Below are 20,739 nucleotides of genomic sequence, written 5' to 3'. Positions count from 1 at the left end.
AAAATAGTTGACTTCCTAGTCGCATTCTATATACAATATGAATATTAACTACTATATGTGAAATGCCGTGAATGGGAAGAGTACATCAATCTCTCCTTCAGAGAAGAAAACATGAGCTGAGAGTTTTCTAGGAAAGAGATGGATGGAAGGTCGCCCGGGATGCAGCTTCTTTGAAGGTTCAGTAAAAGAAGCCGGTTAAAAGCCGTTATTTGTCATGAAGTGTACAGATGTAAATGTCTGTAAATGAAGGTGGTACCACGGAAACTCAGTCCTTTTCGTCCTTTTTAGGATGAAAGGGATTTTTTTGTTTTTACAGCAGGGTATGATTTGAAGGAGGAAATGAAATGGAGCATGAAAATGTGTCTATGCCGACGAAGTATGATCCGGCAGAAATTGAAAAGGACAGGTATCAATATTGGGTAGATGGTAAATTCTTTGAAGCCGATGGTGATAAGAACAAAGAGCCTTATACGGTCGTCATTCCACCGCCTAACGTCACGGGGAAACTGCACCTTGGTCATGCCTGGGATACTACATTGCAAGATATTCTGACGCGCGTGAAGCGCATGCAGGGTTATGATGTGCTATGGCTGCCGGGAATGGACCATGCAGGTATCGCTACGCAAGCTAAAGTAGAAGCTAAACTGAAAGAGCAAGGAACGTCCCGGTATGATTTAGGGCGAGAGGCTTTTCTTGATAAGTCTTGGGAATGGAAAAAAGAATACGCTCAGTTCATTCGAACGCAGTGGGAAAAGCTAGGACTTGGATTAGATTATTCCCGCGAAAGGTTCACCTTAGATGAAGGGCTTTCTGAAGCTGTAAAAGAAGTCTTTGTGAAACTTTATGAAAAGGACCTTATTTATCGGGGAGAATATATCATTAACTGGGATCCATCCACGCAAACGGCACTTTCTGATATCGAAGTGGAATATAAAGATGTCCAGGGTGCATTCTATCATATGCGTTATCCTTTAAAAGATGAAGAGGGATCGATAGAAATCGCTACGACTCGTCCGGAAACGATGCTTGGAGATACGGCGGTAGCCGTGCATCCTAAAGATGAGCGATATAAACATTTGATCGGCAAAAAAGCGGTGCTTCCTATCATCGGACGTGAAATTGAAATTGTAGCGGATGATTATGTTGATATGGAGTTCGGTTCAGGCGCTGTGAAAATTACTCCGGCTCATGACCCTAATGATTTCGAAATCGGTAACCGCCATAACTTAGAGCGCGTACTCGTTATGAACGAAGACGGTTCTATGAATGAAAATGCCGGCAAGTACAAAGGGATGGATCGCTTCGAATGTCGTAAGCAGCTCGTTAAGGATCTCGAAGCTAGCGGTGTTCTTTTTGAGATTGAAGAGCATATGCATTCGGTTGGTCACTCGGAAAGAAGCGGAGCTGTTGTAGAGCCATATTTGTCCACTCAATGGTTTGTTAATATGGAACCCCTTGCTAAAGAGGCGATCAAATTACAATCCGGCGATGATAAAGTCAGCTTTGTTCCTGACCGTTTTGAAAAAACTTACTTGAACTGGATGGAAAACATCCGTGACTGGTGTATTTCTCGTCAGCTTTGGTGGGGGCACCGCATTCCAGCATGGTATCACAAAGAAACAGGGGAGATACATGTAGGGAAAGAAGCTCCTAAGGATATCGAAAATTGGGAACAGGATGAAGATGTTCTCGATACATGGTTTTCATCCGCATTATGGCCTTTTTCTACAATGGGATGGCCTGATGAGAACAATGAAGATTTCAAACGGTACTTCCCGACGAATGTGCTAGTTACAGGCTACGATATTATTTTCTTCTGGGTAAGCCGCATGATCTTCCAGTCGATTGAATTTACAGATCGACGTCCATTTGAAGACGTACTGATCCATGGGCTCGTACGGGATGCGGAAGGCCGGAAGATGAGTAAATCTCTCGGAAACGGTGTAGATCCAATGGATGTCATAGAAAAGTATGGGGCAGACTCCCTTCGCTATTTCTTATCCACAGGATCATCACCAGGACAAGATTTGCGCTTTCAGTGGGAGAAGGTAGAATCGACGTGGAATTTTGCGAATAAAATTTGGAATGCGTCTCGTTTTGCTTTAATGAATATGGGCGATCTTAAATATGAAGACATCGATCTCTCAGGTGAAAAATCTGTAGCCGATGAATGGATTCTGACTCGCTTAAATCAGACCATTGAACAAGTCACAAAAAATATTGATCGCTATGAATTTGGTGAAGCTGGACGCCACCTATACAACTTTATTTGGGATGAATTTTGTGATTGGTATATAGAAATGGCGAAATTGCCGTTGTATGGAGAAGATGAAAACAGAATTCATACGACTCGCTCCATTTTAGCTTATACGCTGGACCAGATAATGCGGATGCTTCATCCATTCATGCCATTTATTACTGAAGAAATCTGGCAGCATCTGCCTCACAAAGGGGAGTCCATTACTCAAGCAGCATGGCCTAAAGTGGTCAAAGAATTTCACAGTGAGCAGGCAGTATCCGAAATGAATGGATTGGTCTCTATTATTCGTTCGGTAAGGAATATCCGTGCCGAGGTAGATACACCGATGTCTAAAGAAATCCAGCTTCTTATTCAGGCGAAAGATGAAGATGTTGTCAAGGAATTAGAGAAGAATCGCAGCTATCTAGAGCGTTTCTGCAATCCAAGCGAACTTACTATCGGTACAGACTTGCAAGCTCCAGAAAAGGCTATGTCAGCCGTCGTAACAGGAGCTGAGCTTTATTTACCTTTAGCAGGCCTGATCAATATCGATGATGAGATTAAACGTCTAGAAAAAGAATGGGATAAATGGGACAAAGAAGTAAATCGTGTCCAGAAAAAGCTGGCGAACGAAGGATTTGTCAGTAAAGCTCCAGACCATGTCGTCGAAGAAGAACGTAATAAAGAAAGTGATTATTTAGATAAACGATCGAAAGTTGAAGCAAGGATGAAAGAATTGAAAGCTTAAAAGGGAAAAGGAGGGTATTCAAAGGAATACTCTCCTCTTTTATGATACAAAAAAGTGAGGGATATCAGTGAATTACGAAGACTCTATCCAATGGATACACTCAAGAGAGAAGTTTAAATTCAAACCAGGATTAAAAAGAATGGAATGGATGATGGAGAAGCTGGGCCATCCGGAGAAACAGTTGAACTCCATACATATCGCAGGAACGAATGGAAAAGGATCGACCGTTTCATTTCTTAGAAATTTACTTCAGAAACAAGAGTATACCGTAGGGACTTTCACCTCTCCATACATCATCCGTTTTAATGAAAGAATGAGCATAAATGGAGATCCCATTTCTGATTACGAACTTGCCGATTTAGTTGAGGTGGTTAAACCACTCGCTGAGGAAGCGGGCCAAACTGAACTTGGGGAACCTACAGAGTTTGAAGTCATCACGGTAATAGCTATCCTGTATTTTAAAAATAAAGGCGTAGACTTTGCAGTATTTGAAACTGGGTTGGGCGGCCGCTATGATTCCACGAATGTCATACATCCGTTAGTGTCGATCATTACGAACATAGGTAAAGACCATACGCATATCCTTGGAGATTCGTACGAAGACATTTCCTATCAAAAGGCAGGCATCATAAAGAAGGAAACGCCTGTTCTGACTTGTGTAAAACAAAAGGATGCCCTGGAGGTCATAAAAAAAGAAGCAGCACTTCATCAAGCGGACCTCTTGATTGATGGGCAGGATTTCTCATCTGAATATTACGGAAGTTCAAGTGAGGGTGAAGTTTTTACTTTTCATATGAAAACGTACGACTCACCAGAGCTGGTCTCGAATTTGAAGGGCATTCACCAGGTGGCTAATGCTTCTCTTGCTCTTGGAGCTATTGAACAATTAAGGGGAATGGGCTTTCTTATCCAGCAGGATTTTTACCCTGAAGCTATATCGGCTACAACTTGGCCGGCTCGATTTGAAACAGTTCAGGAGGATCCTCGCGTCATTTTGGATGGAGCGCACAATGAAGAAGGAACTAAAGCCTTAGTAAGTACCATTGAAAATTATTTCCCGGACAAGACCATTTACCTATTGTATGCGGCAGTCGAAGGTAAACCTGTCCATAATATGTTAGAAAAGCTGCAGCCCATTGTTAAAGAAGCATGGTTCACACAATTTGATTTCCCGAAATCGCTTAAGGCCAAGGATTTAGAAGCTGATTCAATGATTGAACCCGCACATGTGGAAGAGGATTATAGAGAGGCTCTTAATCAAATACTCGGAAAAATGACAGGTGAGGATGTCCTAATAGTTTCAGGCTCTTTGTATTTTATTTCCGATATAAGGAAATGTTTTGAATAAAAAGTATGGCTATGATAATATGATAATTGTTTGAATATTCTTTTACTATTGTAGCGAGAGGGTGCAGCTCTATTGATAGCTAAACGAAAAAAGCTCGCCGTTTATGCTTCCTGGTTAGTCATTTGGCCAGCCGCGATCTACATACTTTTTTCGAATACACCATTAGAGCTTGCAGATTACAAAATAGATATTTTTGGATTCATCGTTTTGGCCTCCTTAGTGGCTTTATTTCCATTGCTGATGGGTGACCACCCTGTTTTTTTGACGAATGTAGTCAGCTTTGCTGCTTTTCTGTACTTCGGTCTCCTGGTAGAGGTGCTTGTTATACAGGCGGCCATCATATTCCTTATGCTCAAGCTCGGAGTCGGGCGGGTTGATTTTTTTCGTATTCCTTTGAATATGCTCATGTTTCTCATTATTTCCTTAGTCTCCGCTTATGTATATAATCTGTTAGGAGGAAATCACGGGAGCGACGCTTTGAGTACTGGAAGCGCTGCTGTTCCAGTAGTTGCGTACGTCGTTACTCACGTAGTAGTCAATCAGCTGCTTCTTCATATCATCTGGAGGCTTTTCTATGACCGGAAGCAAAAGCTGTTAGACAGCGGGGTATTATGGGAATTAATAAGTTTAATATTAATATCCCCCGTCGGACTTATGCTATATTTTGTTTACACGAAAATCGGTCCGACGGCCATTTATTTAGTCGGCTTTCCTTTTTTACTGCTTTCTATCATGTTAAGACAATTCCATAAAACGAGTCAGGTGAATTACTATTTACAGACTACTGGCGAAATTGGTCATGAACTTACAGGCAGTCTCGGTGTGAAAGAAGTGTTAGATGTCTTCGTTAAGAGGGTAACTGAGCTGCTTCCGGTTGATTATATGTATGTTTTTGACGTGACACATGGCAACTCGCTAAAATTAATTAGATATTACAACCGGTTTCACAAGGATGAAATTCCTGACCTTAATCTGGTAGAGAATCAAAGCATCAGTGGAGATACTTGTAAGCGTGGCAAAGGAAAGCATTACCATAACAGAAAAAAGTGGAGACATTTGAGCAACGCTTATACTCCGGAGAATGCTGAGAGCGTTTTGTCTATTCCCATAAGCCGTCAAAACGAAATAGTGGGTGTAATTACAATGTACTCGACTAGCCCCCGTGCGTTCTTTAAATATCAGTATATGATTTTGAACATACTGGGTGGTTATTTAGCTGTAGCCATAGAAAATGCTAGAAACTATAAAAAGACTAAAATGGAGAGTGAGCGCTGTCCTTTGACGTCTTTGTATAATTATCGATATTTTGAAAACCACCTCCAAATATTAGCAGATGAGTGGGAAAATGAACATACGAGTCAACCGGTCTCCCAAATTTTATTAGATATCGATCATTTTAAGTCTGTGAACGATCAGTATGGCCATGAAGCGGGGAATGAAATTTTATGCGAACTGGCTGTCCGACTAGAGCAAGTGATTGGCGATCGTGGAATTGTGGCACGTTATGGTGGCGAAGAGTTCGTTGCTTTGCTTCCAGGTATGACGGTTGAAGAATCTGTTCCTATGGCTGAGAAAATCCGGCAAACGATTTATGAAAAACCCTTCACCGCATATGAGCATATCTTAAAGGATAGAGAGCCCATTAGCATCCGTATATCTGCGAGTATCGGAGTAGCCTCCTACCCTGAACATTGTGAAGATATTCTTGAATTAACCCGTCATGCAGACCGGGCGATGTATGTAGGTGCTAAACAGAGGGGACGAAATCGAGTCGCCAGTTATGAAAAGTTGAAACAAGATGCTGTTACATAAGCTAATTTACATGATAAAAACTCTTAAAAATGAAAGTAGTATCTGAATAGATCCTCATAAAAAATCTCCCTTTTTCGTTTTTGTTAAGTTTAGTCACTGACATTAAAACGAGCAGGGCGATTTTTTTGTATAAAGCTATGTCGAACGTGATTTTTGATTTTTTATAATTGAGTAATACAACTATAAGTCAGGATTGTTCGTTGTATCCATACTTTAACTAACCATATTTGAACATTTCATCACTTAACTATGGGAATAAATCAGTTTTTCAACTTATTAAAAAAAAGGAAAAGAAGGCCTTGTAATTTATAACGCCTTCTTTTTCCTTTGATGCGTAAGTTTTATTGAGGGTGAGGAGTCTTCTTCACGCTTAGAACGATAACCGTAAACAGGATGAGCACCATTCCAAGAAGTTGAATGATGATTAAATGATCGCCGATTAGTAGAAAGCCGAATAATGAAGCTGTTACCGGTTCCACCATAGCCACCATTGAAGCGGTAGTTGGCGCAGTCCACTGAATGCCAATCACATAAAAGATAAATGAAATTCCAGCTCCCAGGATCCCCAATAAAACAAACCAGCCTAAATCGTTCGACTTTGCCACACTAGCAGCTTCATCTATGTCCGCAATAAGCAAAAGTACGAGACAAAATGCAAAGAACGCGATGGTTAACGTGGTCTGTGGCTTTCCGATGGAAGAGGCGTTCTTAAATCCGAATATAAATAATGCATAGGAAAGGCCGGCAGCAAGCCCGGATGCCACCCCTACAAAACCCACTGATATAGACTCCGCATTGTAAGCACCTGTAAGCATGATAATCCCCATAAGTACACCTGATATGCATCCCCATTTAAACCAAGTCGAACGTTCTATTTTTAATAAAAAAGAGATGACAAGGACGAACACCGGTGCGGTGTACATTAATGTAGCAGCAACAGCCACACTTGATGCTTGGATAGTGAGAAAATAAAAGGTGAAATTACCAGCAACACCAACACCCGCCAATAAGGACCAAATGCATAAGCGGGTAGAGGAGGTCCAATTTTGTTTAAAGCGTAAAAGAAACCATGCAAAAAAACATACAAAGCCAACAGCCCCTCTATAAAGTGAAATTACAATAGGGTCCCAGCCCTTGTTCATTAAAATATCTGCAATCCCCCCACTAACGCCCCAGAATATAGCTGCAAAAATAACTAAGCTTACACCTACAGATCTCACCGTTTGTATGCCTCCTAAAAAAAAATAATACAAAATTTAATCGACCTCTTAGAAATCTAAAGTGGACTTACTAACAATGGATAGTAAAGATCCAAACCATCTTCAGTAATTTCCTAATAAAATACATGTTTTTTTAGAAGGCATAAGTTCTTTACCAGTCAACTTAATCTTCACATGGAATATATATGCTGAACTCTGCGGTCAGAGGATAAAGTTTAAACAGTGAAAGCTGATACTTATTATTGAGTTTGATAGCTATTGGATTATTAAAAATTCGTTGTTAGAAGGGGGAAGCTGCTTTCTTTTTTGTTCTCTTATTGGTGTATCTAATCATTAATGGAAACTTAGATATTTTGATTTTCGAGAAAATGAAGGAGGTAGTAGAAATATAATAAACTCTCGTATGGTAAAAATTAGAAATTGCTTCCTAAGCGTAGCAGGGGCATGCCTTTTTTTCAACTAAAAAATAGAAAAAATTGATAATTATTGGTATATTCAGAATTAGACTAGTAGATCTCTATCATTCTTGCTCAGAGAAAGCGGAAGGATGTCGAGGTTAAGTTTTTAATAAATTAGTCCATATGGATAGAGGTATACATCTCATAATCCTAGTGATGGTGTTGAAGCTTTATGTTATACCTTCCAACACTATACGTGTTTACATGAACGCGCTTAAATAAAAAGTGGCTCATCAACTCTTTGGTAGTGGACTTAGAGATTTTACTGGCCATTTGGCAGCTTCAACTATTTTATTAGTTTTTAGGAGGAGATAGAATGTATTCAATAATGGCAAGTGGAATATTTTTAGGTTTGTTGATTTTTAGCTTCTTCTTTATCATTTCAAAATTTAAAAAGCAGTATTACTTGGCACCACTGCTGACATTTATAACAGCTTTAACCATTGTTTTCTATAGTCTTTTCTTTGTAAGAGGATTTGAAGGCATGGGTTATATATTTCTAGCAGGAGGTATCTTTCTAATTAGTTTATTGGGCACGATGGTACTACCTTTATTGACTAAATCGTCTAAACTTACAAAGGTTTCAATTGGTGATAAAATCGGTCTTTTCGTACTCCCGGTGTTCTTTTTCACCACCATATTCTTTGTAACTTTAAATGATGCTGATGATTATTGGATTAATGAAGAAGGACATATGAGCGTCCAGGAGGACACGAAAAATCACTATCGTGTTTCAACGATTTCAGAAGGAAACAAAGAAATTTTCATAAGACTTGGTGAAGAGTATATCGGTAAGAAAATTGAAGTCGAGGAAATCGACCAAAACGAAAGTACAGAGGTTGTTTTAAGTATGGTTGAGGACGAAAATGCCCCCAAAAAATCTCCATTTATTTTTATAGGGCTCAATGAAATCAAAGAACCTTTAACCGTGCGTACGACAGAAGGAGAAGAATTTCAGTCAGATCTTGAGATGGCTAATGAATAGAGAAATATATGTATAAAAAACCAAAAAGAATGCTTGTGGAATTTATGAAAGATTAGAGTTCATATACCCTTGGCTCTGATTTATTGGTGTTAATATTTGAAATTTCCTTCACTCTGACCATATTGAATTAGAAGATGGGACCGTGTATGAGGACGGTGTAGATTGGATAGACGAAAAAGAATACGAAAAAGGAGAAAGAATAGGAGAAATTAAAAAAGGAATGGCAACTGAAACTCCTATTGGTGCTGAAATCTATAAAACTAAAGAGAAATCCCCTGTACTCATCTTAGAATATAACGGAATTTCTAAAAGATATTTGATACAAACGGGAGAATAACCTTGGTTCAAGTCCTGGTGTATAGGGGCAATGCTCCAACAGCCATGTCTGTTTTTTTATTCATAATGCTAGTTGTAAAAATTCACAATAGAGATAAAAGAAATATTTGAAACTCATACCTTGAATAATCGTATTTGTATGTAAGTTAGCTTTTTTTATCAGGTGCTATATAATTTGTTTTTTCAACATTCAATAAGTTAGCGCGAATATATCTGTAGTAATTAGGAATGAAAATGTGGTGAATTATCAAGAATTAAGGGGCAGGAAAAATATGGATATATCTATTTGGACCGCCGAGAAAAACGATTATGAGCCATTGCTGCGTTTATTTAAGCAAGTTCATGAAATGCATGTTGCTGAAAGACCAGATTTATATAAAAAGAATTCAACTCCAGTCGAGCAAGAGTTCTTTGAAAGCCAGTTAATTAATAACCAACAGCAAATTTTTGTGGATCTCATAGGGAATGATATCGTCGGAGTTATAGTTACTAAGGAAGAAGTAACGCCTGAAAATTCTTTTGTGATTGCGAGGAAAGTATTATTTTTAAATAGTTTATGTGTTGATGAAACGCATAGAAAGAAGGTTTCGGAAAAAAACTAACTACATACGTTTTTGATTTTGGAAGAAGCCTCAGAGTTGATAGTATTGAACTGGAAGTATCCGAGAAAAATACATCCGCAATCGAATTTTATAGGTCAATGGGGATGACGACAAAGAGTAGAAAAATGGAGATTAAATACAACTAAATCGTCAAGATGAAAAGTTAAAAACACCACTGATATGAATCAACGTCTAATCACTACATTCAAAAAGGGCAGCTGCCTCCTTCTTCTATCGTGTGCGGTCCATTAATATACTCTTTTCCAATAACTTCTCCTTCGGCGCAAATGAACTCATTTTCACCATCTGAATACCCGATATTTTTGCGGAAAATAATGTCCCCTTTTGCTATCAGTGATGTATTGTTTTGGAAATACCCGGTTTCATTGAAAGTGATATTACCTTCAGATTTAACAGAACTATTGCCATTTAAATTCGCCTGACTGTGAAAGGTTATGTTTCCTCCTGAAGACATGGACGCGTTGTTTTGAAATTGTGTCTTGCCGCGGATATCGATAGATCCGCCTGCGTACAAGTCGGCATTTCCTAGAAGGTATACTTTGTGTGTAAAAGCAGCACCCTCTGAGACGTACATTTCTACATTATTACCAATCCTAAAATCATTATTAGAGAATAGATATCCTCCTATGTTAAAAGTACCATTTGAAAAAGAAGTCATGGCTTGATCAAATCGAGTACTGCCAGATGTCTGCAGGGTAAAATTATTATTAAAGTTTGTGTTGTTCTTAAAATGTACGTTGTTTCCTTCAATCACCCCGCTGTTGAGGTTGAATTGGTTGTTGAACTGTATATTGTCACTTACCTTTAGTGTGCCTTGTTGTATACTGGCGTAGCCATCTACATATAAACTTTCACCAATTTCAACTAAAAGTTCATCACGGTAGCCATTAGTACCATTCATTGAAAATCCTTGTTTGGCGTGCACGAATTGAGCGAATGTCGTATGAAGGCAAGGACTTGTCCAACTAGCAAAAGTGATCGACAAAAGTGATACTGAGTCTTCATAATGGCACTGGCCGTTACCGTTTGAATTCATACGTTGGTAAGGCTCTCCATCTTTCACACTTAAGTCCTCAAACTGTTCACTGGTTGTAAAAATATTTTCTGGCTCTTCTTTTTCGTTTTGTTTTACTTCTACTTTTAAGTGGGAAGAGCTCCTGGGCATTATCACGGTAGAGGTTTTGTAATCTGAAGAATTTTGTTCTGTTGTAGAAACTGTCAAACCAATGCTTATAGGACTTTCGGTTGTAGTATTTATACAATCCCCTGGATTAGATAATGAAATATTCCCATTTTCAATGTATAATTCATTTATGTAAATGTGCTCATTACTTAAGACTCTATCATTATTTACATATAATTGAAGTTCGTTATCAAAACAGATTTCAGCAGGTTGGTTTTTAGTTTCTTCCCTTATTTGGGATAGTAATAGATTGGACTGCTGCTTTAAATCTATTTGACTTTCCACACTGCTCGATGAGTTGATCGACTGTACAAAAAAAGAGCCCGTAATGGTTAAGATAATGCCTGCAAAGGCTAAAGCAGCTAATAGTTCAATTAGGGTCACACCTCGATTATTATTTAAAAAGTTCTGTCTCATACTGGTTCTCCTAACTAGACAAAAGTAGTGGTGATATTATGAATGCCGAAGAAGATGGCTTCACTTTAATTGAAGTGTTGGCTGTAATAACATTGGTAGGGATCATAGCGACAGTGTTTCTTGCCGTTTTTTCTAATTATGCTGCATCCACCAATCGAGTCGAAAGTGAGCTTGATGCAACAAATCTTGCACAAGAAGTCGCTTTTCATGCGGGACAGTCGGAGCAGATCGTAAGCCAGGACCCTGCTGCATGTGAATCAAATAGTGAAGATCAGCAAGTGAATGTAAGTTCTTTATCTAATATAAACAGTCAATTTGAATCAGATGGTTCTAACCGATTATATTACACATCTTCTCAAAATCAAACCTATGACCTAGTTGTGAATCTATGTCAGGACGAAGCGGAAAAAGGATTGGTCGTACGTATGAAAGTTGAGGTGTATCGAACTTTACAAAGCGGTGATTTATCCCTTGTAACAGAAGTGTACCAATACATAGATGAAGAGGTGAATCCCTCGTGAAACTTTTTAGCAATGAGCGGGGCGCTGCTTTAATTATGGTTTTATTCCTTATCGTTTTCATGGGACTTCTATTTACGGTGGCTGGATTTCAATTGACCTCCACAGGTAAACAGGTCACTCTCTCGCAAAAGCACCTGCAAGCTGAAAACCTGGCTGTGATGGGCCAGGATTACTTCCAAGCTTATCTAAATAGGATAGAACCAGAAATTGTTGAAGGAGATACCTCGCAGCAAATTTTAGAGTATTGGGGAAGCGAAACGACGATAACCATGGATGACGCATCCCTGCAAACAGAATATACGGTCCGCGTTTTTGAACATCCTAACGAACCTAATAAACTTCAATACGAAAGTATAGGCAGGTCAGGAGAAGTTGAGGAAGTTATAGAAGGCACTGTAACTATTAAATCAGCAGAATAAAAACAACTTTATAAACAGCTCCATTTAATCAATTTACAGAAGGAAATCATCATCCTTCTTCATAATTGTTAACTGCAGTGCTTGGAAGTTTAAGTAAGGTTAGGAGGAAGTGGCATGCAGATCATATTCTTTGTTTTATCTATGATTGTCGTTATTGCTTTAATAACCATCTATCGATCGGGAGCTGAAAGACAAAGTCTATTTCTTCTGTTCGGAGCGGCAGTCTCAGTGAGTATAATTATCATTTTTGCTAATACGATATTCCACATATGGGGCACAGTATTGCTTGGAAGTATTCTCATCATTTCAACTTACATAATGATTAGAGGTAAAATTCTTGAAGTCTCTCAAGAAGAGAGTTTAGACGAAATCGAGCCAGTAGATGTACGAGTAAATAGAATAAATGATCAATATAAGCAAAAGGGATCCTCTTTTTTGAGTGAACAAAACACGGCATCCAAAAAAGAAAGCGTCAAAGAACCTGAGCGAGTATCTTTTAATCAATTGAAAGTAAACAATGAAGCATTCGATATTGAAGAAGAATGGTTTTCTGAGCGAACACTTCCTGACGCTCAGCAGGAAGATAAGAATCCCATTCATATTACTGAGGTAGAGGATCGGTTAGAAGCCATTTTTGAGGAAGAGGAAGAAAAATCTAATGAAAATAAAGTTATAGAATATGTCACAGCTCCGGAACAAGAGAAGACAGAGGTCGAAGATTATGAGATTGCAGAAATTAATGTCGATGTCCCGCAAAGAAGGATGAGGTGATTAAGGTGGGCCAATGGAAAGGTTTAATCATCATGACGAGCATGGTACTCTTCATATTAATAATTACGTATGGAGGACCCCTTGGCTGGCAGATCGTATCAGGTGAGCACGGAAAGTTTGCTACGGGCACTCAAATAGCTGGAGTGAGTGTTGAAGATATGGATCAAGAAGAAGCCGCCGAAAAATTGGAATATCAATTCTCCAAATGGAAGAAAAACCATCTTATCGAGATAGAAACGCAGGAGAATACATTACGTTTTCAGGATTCTTTTTTGACTTTATCTACAGAAGCTTCATTACATAATAGTGAGAGCGGGGAAAATACTGCTGCAGTTATTAAAGTAGACCGCTCTCATCTCGATGATTTTAAAAAAAGTACGGGGAAAAACATCAGCGATAATTTATTACCAGAAGAGCTTGTCGCTCAAGTTGAAACTGACGCATCAACACTTCCGGAAAACTTGCCTGCCTATTCCGTTTATGAATTTTTACCACCTGATGTAGAGGCTTTATATGAAACGATTTCTACTGCAGAAATCAATATTAAGGATAGAGAACAGCTAGCGGAATTTTTGGACAAGCTAGGTTCCGTGTCCTTAGAACCTGGAAACAGCTTTTCCATTATTGACACTATTGAATCCCTTCCTGTATCCATCGATGAGGAAGATGAACACCGATTAGCAACCGCTGTCTATACAGCCGTTCTCAATACAAACTTTTCGATCGATGAAAGACAAATAAGCCAGCAGCTCCCTGATTTCGCAGATATAGGAAAAGAAGCAGCTATTGATTTTGATAAATCACACGACCTTTCTTTTACGAACCCGAATGAATACACTTATGATCTGGTGTTCTCAATAATCGACAACCGGCTAATATTGGAAATTCGGGGCTATCCTCTGGGGAGTAAAGTCCAAACGCATACCGAAGAAGAAAAAGAAATTCCATCCCGGACAGTTGTTGAATATTCTGTTGATCTCAATGAACAGGAAATTAAGGTTGAAGAAGAAGGACAACCTGGCAGAAGCGCAGTGACAACAAGAGTCATTTCGGATGAAAATGGTGAACGAACGGAAAAAATGGGCCGTGATTATTACCCCCCTGTGAATCGTATAGAAGTCCGAAGCAGTTTACTTAAAGAAAACACAATGGACGAAGAAGAGATGGAAGAAGATTTTCCTGCCTCTGACAGCGATCCCTCTTCAGCTGAGAGAAATGATTCAGATACTGATGGTCCACAGAGTGAGGTGGAGGAGACTATTGAAGAATCCAACCCTTCACTTGAAGAAGACGAAAATAGGGATGAAGAGAAAGAAAGTGGAGGAATTTGGGAAAATGAAGATGAAGTTTTGTACTTTAAGTAAACTTCGAAGGAGGCCCCTATGAAAAGAAAAAGGCTTGGTGATATTTTAAAAGAGACAGGGCTGGTGTCTGAACAGGAAATCAATGACACCCTGCTTATCAAGAAGGATAAACAGAAACTCGGTGATGCCCTCCTGGAGAGAGGATTGATTACTGAACAACAGCTGATAGAGGTACTCGAATTCCAGTTAGGCGTCCCTCACGTTTCTCTCTATCGTTATCCGATTGATTCAAGTTTAATGAATATAGTTGATAAAGAATTTGCTGCGAGAAATATCGTGATGCCCTTAAAGAAAGAAAACAATATTATGACCCTCGCTATGAGTGATCCGATGGACTACTATGCGATTGATGATTTACAAATCAGCACCGGCTTCCAAATTTCACCTGTGATCGCCGCACGTGAAGAGATTTTGCATACCATCAACAAGTATTATGGAATGAGTCAGAAGGAGGAAGAGGTAACGGGAGGTGACGATGACCAATCGCCTGCGATTCGCATTGTTGACCAGATTCTGCAAACCGGGATCCAACTGAAGGCAAGTGATATTCATATTGACCCCCAGGATACAAAAGTGCTCATAAGGTATCGAGTAGATGGTTTACTTCGCACAGAAAAAGCCTTATCCAAGTCCATACAAAACTCTTTAACAGCGCGTGTGAAAATCATGAGTAATCTGAATATAACGGAAAGCCGGCTGCCTCAAGACGGACGAATAAAAACAGATGTGAACTCCATCCCTGTTGACCTTAGAATATCTACCTTACCCACTGTTTTTGGTGAAAAAATAGTCATCAGGATTTTAGATTTGGGCAGTATTCTCAATAAACTGTCAGAATTGGGATTCAACAAAATTAATTATAAACGGTATTTGAAATTGATCGAACAACCCTCCGGCCTAATTTTGATCACTGGTCCAACAGGGTCTGGAAAATCTTCTACCCTCTACGCATCATTGAACCACCTTAATACAGATCAGCAAAATATCATTACGATCGAAGATCCTGTGGAGTATCAAATAGAGGGAGTCAATCAAGTGCAAGTGAAAACTTCGGTTGGTTTATCATTTTCAAAGGGATTACGCTCTGTGCTTCGCCAGGACCCGGATATCGTTATGGTTGGAGAGATCAGAGATTCTGAAACAGCTGAGATTGCTGTGCGTGCCTCTTTAACAGGACATCTCGTTTTATCCACTTTACATACAAACAGCGCTATAGCGACAATCCCGCGACTGATTGATATGGACATCGAGCCGTACTTAGTTGTATCTTCCTTATCGGGTATTGTAGCTCAGCGGCTCGTACGAAAAATTTGTCCGAACTGTATAAAAGAAATTGAACCGACTCCGATGGAAAAAGAGCCTTTTGAAAAAAGAGGTTTACCTATTGAAAAAATCTATAAGGGGGCCGGATGTGGCAATTGCCAGCACACGGGTTACCGGGGAAGGCTAGCGATTCAGGAGATTCTCGTCATCAACGATGATATCCGCCAAATGATGATGAACAATCAATCGATATCAAAAATAAAAGAATATGCATTGAAGAATGGAATGATTTTTTTAATTGACGATGGACTGTTAAAAGTTAAAAAAGGATTGACGACGATTGATGAAGTGTTGCGGGTGGCACTAAATGATTAGTACAGGAGGTGCTTTCATATGTTAGAACGTTTTGAAGAATTGTTGACAGCCGCATACAAATTAGAAGCTTCTGACATTCATCTTACGGTAGGGGTTCCTCCTGTATTCAGATTACACGGGGAACTAAAGCAATATGGAAAAGAAGTTCTTACGCCTGAAAGTATACAGGAAATGGCAGAGTCAATATTATCAGAAGAATCATGGAGGAAATTCAAAGATTCAGGAGAGCTTGATTTTTCTTATGGAATCCCAGGGATCTCCAGGTTCCGCATCAATGCCTATCATCAAAGAGGATGTATTTCTTTAGCTATCCGGATTGTACCGAAGGAGGTTCCGACCCTTGAAGATTTATCTATGCCGGATATATTAAAAAGCATCGCTAACTCCCCCCAGGGGCTGGTGCTAGTTACAGGTCCGACTGGAAGTGGTAAAAGTGCGACTCTAGCGGCGATGATCGATTATATGAATCATCATTCGAGAAGGCATGTCATTACACTTGAAGATCCAATTGAATACTTGCATTCTCATCATCATTGCATTATCGATCAACGGGAAATTGGATTCGATACGAAAAATTTCGCCAATGGGTTGAGAGCATGCCTGCGGCAGGATCCGGATGTCATTTTAGTCGGGGAGATGAGGGACTTAGAAACGATATCAACAGCTATTACTGCTGCGGAAACGGGGCATCTAGTTCTAGGAACGCTGCATACGACAGGGGCTTCAGCAACGATGGATCGCGTGATTGATGTTTTTCCACCTGAACAGCAGTCTCAAGTAAGAATTCAATTAGCCTCGGTATTACAAGCCATCGTTTCCCAACGTCTTTTCCAAACGAAAGATCGTAAAGGAAGAAAAGCTGCGACAGAAATATTAATGAATACCCCTGCCGTAAGGAATTTGATTAGAAATGAGAAGATCCATCAGATTCATAACATAATGCAGACAGCTAAATCTGAAGGCATGCATACGATGGAAATGTCTGTGAGACAGCTGTTGGATGAAGGTGAAATCTCAGAAGATCATGCAGGTCCATACATACAGGAGAGAGGCTGACAATGGCTCACTTCAAATACGAGGGTCGGAATAAGCAAGGCAGGAAGAAGAGTGGAAAAATTAGAGCGGAAAGCAAACAAGAGGCTCTGCAGTCATTAAGAGAATCCGGTATGTTCATAGCTCATATTGAAGAAATGGATGGATTTTTATATCAAGAAATTCGATTAGCCAAAAAGGTAAAGAGCCAGGATTTTGTTCTTTATTTACGTCAATTCGAAACGTTGATTGCAGCAGGGGTGTCCATTCTTGATTCGACTTATATTTTAATGGAGCAGAGCAATAGTAAGTCTTTAAAGAAGGTACTGCGTGATGTGGCCGAGGAGTTAGAAGCTGGGCATGCTTATTCGGATGCGGCAGATCGTCATCAAGATGTTTTTCCTGTCCTATTTATCAATATGGTTCGTGCAGGAGAGGCTGGGGGTAACCTTGATGAAGTTTTACAGCGTATGGCAAGTTATTATGAAAAGCAGCACGATTTAAAACAGAAGGTTATATCTGCGTTATCCTATCCGTTCGTGGTAGGTCTCATAGCATTCTCTATTGTGGTTTTCATGTTGAGCTATGTTGTTCCCAGATTTGAGGATATGTTCTTATCCTTCGGGAGTGATATTCCGCCCTTTACGCATTTTGTATTGAATATCGGCACATTTTTTGGAGTTTATTGGTGGTTAATGGTCACCGTCCCAGTCTTTTTAGTGATCGGATACCAGGCGGGCCAGCGTCACCCTGCGTTCGCTTATTATACAGACTACTATAAAATGAGAATACCGCTGTTTGGAAAACTCATTCAGAAGGCAGCTCTATCTAAAATGACCAGAACATTGAGCTCTTTGTTCAACAGTTCCGTGCCTATCCTTCAGTCTATTTACATCACAGAAAAAATTGTCGGAAATAAAGTAATTGAACAAGCTTTGAGAAAGAGCGCAGACTCTATGGAAAAAGGGGAGTCGATGGCTGAACCTTTCAGGGACCATTGGGCTATTCCTAACCTGGTCACCCAAATGATCATCATAGGAGAAAAAACGGGGGCTTTAGACCAGATGCTCAGCAAAGTTGCTGACTTTTATGAAAGAGAAATCGATCACACTACCGATCGCATCAAAACGTTGATAGAGCCTATCATGATCGTAGTATTAGCTGTCATGGTCGGCGGGATCGTTACAGCGGTAGCTGTGCCGATGTTTTCCATATTCGAGCAGATTTAGTGAAATTACACATTGATTTTATGTTTACTATAGTAAACACTTGGTTGATTTAGTAAAATAGAATTAGTTTATAAGTCATATGTTAGAGGTGCGATGAACAGAACTCTATACTTGGGCACTTGGAGGGCTGGGAGCAAGTAGTGCAACCGACCTGGCCATAATTGGCAATCATACTTTAGAAATGGGGAAAATGTATGTTTGAAAGATGGAAGAAAGCTTTAAAGAATCAAAAAGGCTTTACATTAGTGGAGCTGCTGGCGGTTATTGTCATTCTTGGAATTATAGCGGCGATCGCAGTACCGGCTATCGGAAATGTAATTGATAATTCAAAGTCGGATGCTCATGAAGCGAATGCGTCTTCTTTACGAGAAGCGGCAAGGTTATATGAAGTTACAGAAGACGTTGACGGTGAGACAATCACTTTGGCTGATTTGATTGAAGAAGAATATATAGACGGGGATGTAGAAAATCCTGACGGAGGTGTCTATAGCCAAACGGATAGTACGGTTAATTTGAGTAATGGTACCGTAACGTTAGACGGTGATATGGAATTTGAACAGGCAAGCTCTGAATAAAATAATTAGATCACTCAATATTGATGAAAGTCCCTCTTCATGGGGGATTTTCTTCTATACATAACCAAGGAGAGAACAATGACAACTTTTTTCATTCTATATTTTTTTATCTTAGGTACCATCTTAGGATCTTTTTACAATGTTGTAGGACTCCGTGTTCCAAAAGGAGAACTGTTCAAGGAAGACAGGTCTTACTGTCCTCACTGCCACCATTCATTAAGCTGGTATGAATTAATCCCCCTCTTATCCTTCACTCTTCAAAGCGGAAAGTGCCGTCATTGCCGACAGCGCATTTCTCCGATTTATCCTTTTATGGAACTCTTCAGCGGTCTGGCTTTTGCTGTAATTTTTTTATCTCTAGGCTTTCAGTTTGAACTTCTTCTCGCTCTATTATTGGTTTCGATGTTTCATATTATCGTGGTCAGTGACCTAAGATATATGATTATTCCAAATAAAGTGCTGGTTTTTTTTGCTTTTCTCATAATGATTTATCGCATAGTGGACCCAATAGACCCCTGGTGGGCATCACTTGCAGGCGGAGGGCTTGGTTTTGCAGGTACAGCTTTGATTATTATAGTCAGCCGAGGAGGTATGGGTGGTGGTGATATGAAGCTGTTTACAGTGATCGGATTAGCATTAGGGGTAAAACTTCTGATCGTGTCCTTTTTCTTAGCTGTATTGATTGGTACGGCCGCGAGCCTCATTTTAATGAGCTTGAAAGTGGTAGGAAGAAAGAACCCTATCCCTTTTGGACCATTCATTGCCATAGGGAGCCTCGCCTCTTATTTTTACGGAATTCGATTGATCAACTGGTATTTAGGAAGCTTCTTCTAAGGAGGTATTTGATGTTAGGGTTGAAAAAAAGTAAACGGAGAATGAATATGATCATTAAGGAGCATACGATTCGGTATATCATCTCCACACCAAATGAAAGGGAGCGGATTTCCGATTTCGGCGAAGTGTTTTTACCTAATGATCTAATTGTTGAAGGTGTCATTACAGATGAGCGAAAGTTTATCATGCAGATAGAAGATATATTGATCGACCATAAATTAAAAGCCAGGGACTTATATTTTTGTGTGCCGGATGCGTCTGCTATCATCCGTCACCATTCATTACCCGATCAGATAAACTGGGATGAAATCAAAGGGTATCTATACTCGCAATTAGGAGAAACGGTGCACCTCCCATTTGAAGCTCCCGTATTTGACTTTGTAAAGCTCGGGATGGCGGATGGTGAGAAACACATTCTATTTGTCGCTTACCCTGAAGAACGACTGGAACAGCTGAGGTCAAGCTTTAAGGAAGCGAAACTTATTCCAAAAGCTGCGGATTTATCTTCTCTTTCAACCTATCGATTTTATGAGGAACAAAATGAGGTGTCAGAGGGTGAGCACAATTTGATGGTGGAATGGAATGCAGATGGAATCATGTTGACCTTTTTTCATGACGGTATTCCGCAATTTTCACGTCAAATGAAATCCACTTTGGATCGTAATGGTTGGAAGGTGAGAAGTGAGGGAGAGAAAACCTGGGTTCGTTGGGAAGGAGAACTCGATTCACTAAGGAATTATGTTCGTGAGCAACTTAAGGAGATTACCAAAATCTTGAGTTTTTATAAGTTTTCGGTGAAAGAAGGGGAGGCTGATATCTCAAAGGTCATCCTTTCAGGAGATTGGTGTTACCGAAAAGAATTAGAAGAGCAGTTGGAAGACTTTCTAAAAATTCCTGTGCAATGGATGAAACTCTCTGGATTGAATGTAGAGCTGCCCAACCACTTTGTCGATGCGGTAGGATTGTCTTATAAAAAGTAGGTTATTA

At 39.7% G+C, this 20,739-nt stretch carries 18 protein-coding genes, 1 pseudogene, 1 riboswitch and 1 other annotated feature; of the genes and pseudogenes, 17 read left to right on the top strand and 2 right to left on the bottom strand.

Translation table 11 applies throughout. From position 1 onward, the window contains the following. The first annotated feature begins 58 nt into the window (after nt 1–58). Nucleotides 59–286 (top strand) — a binding site (T-box leader). Between the two features lie 58 nt (nt 287–344). The 3 genes from LF817_RS03900 (at nt 345) to LF817_RS03890 (ending at nt 6,147) form a co-directional block, all read left to right on the top strand. After that, nucleotides 345–2,987: a valine--tRNA ligase gene (locus tag LF817_RS03900; RefSeq protein ID WP_253934456.1), complete on the top strand. Its 2,643-nt coding sequence runs from the start codon at nt 345–347 to the stop codon at nt 2,985–2,987. A gap of 67 nt (nt 2,988–3,054) precedes the next feature. After that, nucleotides 3,055–4,335 carry a bifunctional folylpolyglutamate synthase/dihydrofolate synthase gene (locus LF817_RS03895; RefSeq protein ID WP_253934455.1) on the top strand — a complete coding sequence of 427 codons (1,281 nt, stop codon included), beginning with the start codon at nt 3,055–3,057 and terminating at the stop codon, nt 4,333–4,335. 72 nt (nt 4,336–4,407) lie between these two features. Continuing rightward, nucleotides 4,408–6,147 (top strand): sensor domain-containing diguanylate cyclase, encoded by a 1,740-nt coding sequence (locus LF817_RS03890; protein WP_253934454.1) that lies wholly within the window; start codon nt 4,408–4,410, stop codon nt 6,145–6,147. A gap of 341 nt (nt 6,148–6,488) precedes the next feature. On the opposite strand, the gene LF817_RS03885 is transcribed toward LF817_RS03890, so the two are convergent. Next, complete coding sequence (locus tag LF817_RS03885) at nt 6,489–7,367, bottom strand: DMT family transporter (protein ID WP_253934453.1); 879 nt, start codon at nt 7,365–7,367, stop codon at nt 6,489–6,491. Between the two features lie 774 nt (nt 7,368–8,141). On the opposite strand from LF817_RS03885, the gene LF817_RS03880 reads away from it, so the two are divergent. The 4 genes and pseudogenes from LF817_RS03880 to LF817_RS03865 form a co-directional block, all read left to right on the top strand. After that, a complete protein-coding gene (locus LF817_RS03880) occupies nt 8,142–8,810 on the top strand; it encodes a YesK family protein (protein WP_253934452.1) in 669 nt (222 codons plus the stop codon). 142 nt (nt 8,811–8,952) lie between these two features. Continuing rightward, on the top strand, nt 8,953–9,147 hold the full coding sequence (locus tag LF817_RS03875; protein WP_253934451.1) for a hypothetical protein: 195 nt from the start codon (nt 8,953–8,955) through the stop codon (nt 9,145–9,147). Nucleotides 9,148–9,385: 238 nt separating this feature from the next. Further along, the gene (locus tag LF817_RS03870; protein WP_253934450.1) at nt 9,386–9,748 is read left to right on the top strand and encodes a hypothetical protein; all 363 of its coding nucleotides are present in this window, start codon (nt 9,386–9,388) and stop codon (nt 9,746–9,748) included. Nucleotides 9,749–9,786: 38 nt separating this feature from the next. After that, nucleotides 9,787–9,894, top strand: a pseudogene (locus tag LF817_RS03865) (GNAT family N-acetyltransferase); the annotation flags it as partial. A 59-nt stretch (nt 9,895–9,953) separates the two neighbouring features. On the opposite strand, the gene LF817_RS03860 reads toward LF817_RS03865, so the two are convergent. Further along, nucleotides 9,954–11,369, bottom strand: a complete 1,416-nt coding sequence (locus LF817_RS03860; RefSeq protein ID WP_253934449.1) for a prepilin-type N-terminal cleavage/methylation domain-containing protein — start codon at nt 11,367–11,369, stop codon at nt 9,954–9,956. A 38-nt stretch (nt 11,370–11,407) separates the two neighbouring features. Here LF817_RS03860 and LF817_RS03855 point away from each other — a divergent pair, with 38 nt between their 5' ends. The 10 genes from LF817_RS03855 to pilM all read left to right on the top strand — a co-directional run bounded on the left by LF817_RS03855 (nt 11,408) and on the right by pilM (nt 20,732). After that, on the top strand, nt 11,408–11,890 hold the full coding sequence (locus tag LF817_RS03855) for a type II secretion system protein (protein WP_253934448.1): 483 nt from the start codon (nt 11,408–11,410) through the stop codon (nt 11,888–11,890). After that, nucleotides 11,887–12,309, top strand: coding sequence for a hypothetical protein (locus tag LF817_RS03850; RefSeq protein ID WP_253934447.1), 423 nt, complete (start codon nt 11,887–11,889; stop codon nt 12,307–12,309). Before LF817_RS03855 ends, LF817_RS03850 begins: the two co-directional genes overlap by 4 nt. A gap of 114 nt (nt 12,310–12,423) precedes the next feature. After that, nucleotides 12,424–13,080, top strand: a complete 657-nt coding sequence (locus LF817_RS03845; protein ID WP_253934446.1) for a hypothetical protein — start codon at nt 12,424–12,426, stop codon at nt 13,078–13,080. A gap of 5 nt (nt 13,081–13,085) precedes the next feature. Beyond that, on the top strand, nt 13,086–14,444 hold the full coding sequence (locus LF817_RS03840) for a G5 domain-containing protein (protein ID WP_253934445.1): 1,359 nt from the start codon (nt 13,086–13,088) through the stop codon (nt 14,442–14,444). A gap of 18 nt (nt 14,445–14,462) precedes the next feature. Further along, a complete protein-coding gene (locus tag LF817_RS03835; RefSeq protein WP_253934444.1) occupies nt 14,463–16,082 on the top strand; it encodes a GspE/PulE family protein in 1,620 nt (539 codons plus the stop codon). An 18-nt stretch (nt 16,083–16,100) separates the two neighbouring features. Beyond that, nucleotides 16,101–17,138 carry a type IV pilus twitching motility protein PilT gene (locus tag LF817_RS03830; RefSeq protein ID WP_253934443.1) on the top strand — a complete coding sequence of 346 codons (1,038 nt, stop codon included), beginning with the start codon at nt 16,101–16,103 and terminating at the stop codon, nt 17,136–17,138. Between the two features lie 2 nt (nt 17,139–17,140). Further along, a complete protein-coding gene (locus tag LF817_RS03825) occupies nt 17,141–18,343 on the top strand; it encodes a type II secretion system F family protein (RefSeq protein ID WP_253934442.1) in 1,203 nt (400 codons plus the stop codon). Between the two features lie 77 nt (nt 18,344–18,420). Then, nucleotides 18,421–18,504, top strand: a riboswitch (cyclic di-GMP riboswitch). Between the two features lie 33 nt (nt 18,505–18,537). Beyond that, nucleotides 18,538–18,918, top strand: coding sequence for a prepilin-type N-terminal cleavage/methylation domain-containing protein (locus LF817_RS03820; RefSeq protein ID WP_253934441.1), 381 nt, complete (start codon nt 18,538–18,540; stop codon nt 18,916–18,918). A gap of 78 nt (nt 18,919–18,996) precedes the next feature. Next, nucleotides 18,997–19,752, top strand: a complete 756-nt coding sequence (locus LF817_RS03815) for a prepilin peptidase (RefSeq protein WP_253934440.1) — start codon at nt 18,997–18,999, stop codon at nt 19,750–19,752. 11 nt (nt 19,753–19,763) lie between these two features. After that, the gene (pilM, locus tag LF817_RS03810; RefSeq protein WP_253934439.1) at nt 19,764–20,732 is read left to right on the top strand and encodes a type IV pilus biogenesis protein PilM; all 969 of its coding nucleotides are present in this window, start codon (nt 19,764–19,766) and stop codon (nt 20,730–20,732) included. Nucleotides 20,733–20,739: the final 7 nt, after the last annotated feature.

This window comes from Halobacillus sp. A1 (assembly GCF_024189295.1).
Classification (GTDB): domain Bacteria; phylum Bacillota; class Bacilli; order Bacillales; family Halobacillaceae; genus Halobacillus_A.
This window is presented reverse-complemented; position numbering and strand designations above follow the sequence as displayed.